We start from the raw sequence: 1,186 nt of genomic DNA, 5'->3' as shown, positions 1-1,186 counted from the left end.
CAACATCAGCACCGTCCTCATCAACGGCGTGCCCCGCAAGTGGGACGGACAGGTCCTCGACGTCGACCTGCCCGCCCTGCGCAGCGAGGTCCACGCCTCACGCGAGTACGTGCTGAACACCCACGCAGCCTGATCACCCCGTCACCGCCCCCGGCCGGCCCCTCGCCGGCCGGGGGCGACCCGGTCCCCGGCGCCTGCCATCGGCCGGTCATGCCGCACACGGGGCCACCAGACGTTCTTTCGGAGTCCCCATGCCCCACCCCACCAGCGCACTCGATCACACAACCGGGAGCGGAATGCCCGATCGGCCACCACGCTGGGCCCCGGCCGCCAGGACCACAGCACTGCTCACCACGCTGGGCATGCTGATGGTCGGTCAGATGTACACCGTCCTGGCACTGCTGCACCCCATGGCCACCGAGTTCGGCACCACACCCGGTCAGGTCACGTGGACGGCGACGGCGTTCGGTTTCGCCTACGCAGCCGGGTTCCTCTTCGCCGGCCCGCTCTGCGACCGTTACGGACCACGCGCCGTGATCACCGTGGGGCTCGCGGCCGCCACGGCGTCCACCGCGGCGGTCAGCGCGGTCTCCGACCTTCCCACCGCCGTCGTGCTGCGCAGCCTGCAGGGACTGACCGCCGCGACCTTCGCCCCTGCCGCGCTCTCCTACGTCGTCCGGTACATCGCGCCTCGACACCGCGGCACCTCCCTCACCTGCATCACCAGTGGCATGCTCGCCGCCGCCGTCGTTGTTCAGGTCGGTGCGCAGGCCGTTGCGGCCGGAATCGGCTGGCGTGCGGTCTTCTGGATCAGTGCCGTGCTGATGGCCCTGAACTTGTTCCCGGTGCGCCGGGTCCTGCGACCCACTCCGCGTGGAGGCACCGACGGCGGACTGCTGCAGGCGTTCGCGGCGATGCCGCGGCTGCTGCGACAGCCGCGGCTGGGCGCCCTGTGCCTGTCCACCGTCGCCCTGATGACGGCTTTCGTCTCCCTCTACACGGCGGTGGCCATCGCGGGCCCACCGGCCGTCACCGGCAATTCCACGGCGATCCTCGCCCTGCGGGCCAGCGCGCTCCCCGCCCTGATCGCCGTACCCCTGCTGGTCCCCGTGCTCGGGCGGCTGCCCGCGCCCCTGCGCGCGGCCCTCGCCTTCACTCTGGCCTCTCTCACCGTCGCCACCGGTTC

General features: G+C 71.9%; 1 protein-coding gene. It reads left to right on the top strand.

All coding sequences use genetic code 11. The annotated features are described in order from the left end of the window. Positions 1 to 296: 296 nt before the first annotated feature. The coding region (locus ACFV9O_RS40600; protein ID WP_385428156.1) for an MFS transporter at positions 297 to 1,186 on the top strand (890 nt) is incomplete at its 3' end.

Source organism: Streptomyces sp. NPDC059909 (genome assembly GCF_042730885.1).
Taxonomy (GTDB): domain Bacteria; phylum Actinomycetota; class Actinomycetes; order Streptomycetales; family Streptomycetaceae; genus Streptomyces.
This window is presented reverse-complemented; position numbering and strand designations above follow the sequence as displayed.